Origin of the sequence: Corynebacterium sp. HMSC055D05 (assembly GCF_001810365.1) — a bacterium.
Lineage (GTDB): Bacteria > Actinomycetota > Actinomycetes > Mycobacteriales > Mycobacteriaceae > Corynebacterium > Corynebacterium coyleae.
On record NZ_KV801081.1, the window covers coordinates 6298 to 6783 of the forward strand.

The window sequence follows — 486 nt, forward strand, 5'->3', positions numbered from 1 at the left end:
CGCGTCCCACGGTGTTGGTGCCGCTGCCGGATTATCTGCGCATCTTGGATGGCACTGGTGATGATGTTCTGTTGGCGATGACTGATGGCACCACCATGACCGGTGCGGAGTTTTTGGCCGCCCAGTTCGGCGACGCGTTGGAGGTAGCGGCGTTTCACCCGCAGGCCGGTGCGGTGAACTTGTATCGCACGCAGCGTTTGGCGAATCAGAAACAGCGCGATCTGGCCAAGCTGGTCTCCCCGGTGTGTGCGTTTCCTGGCTGCCGTCACGGAGCTGACGTGTGCGAGTTACACCACGTGGAGGCCTGGCGGCATGGCGGGGAGACCAACATTGGCAACCTGGCGCCGTTGTGTCGCTATCACAATCGGGTGAATGATGATGACCCGTGGCGTAAGAAACGCGGCCGGATCGTCATGGTGCGGGGTGCCCCAGTATGGATCTCACCCCGCGGGTATCCGGTGAAAAACACCAACCGCGGGGCAATGG

At 61.7% G+C, this 486-nt stretch carries 1 protein-coding gene; it reads left to right on the forward strand.

Annotated elements, in window-relative coordinates:
• The coding region (locus HMPREF2734_RS09980; protein ID WP_141750479.1) for an HNH endonuclease signature motif containing protein at positions 1 to 486 on the forward strand (486 nt) is incomplete at both ends.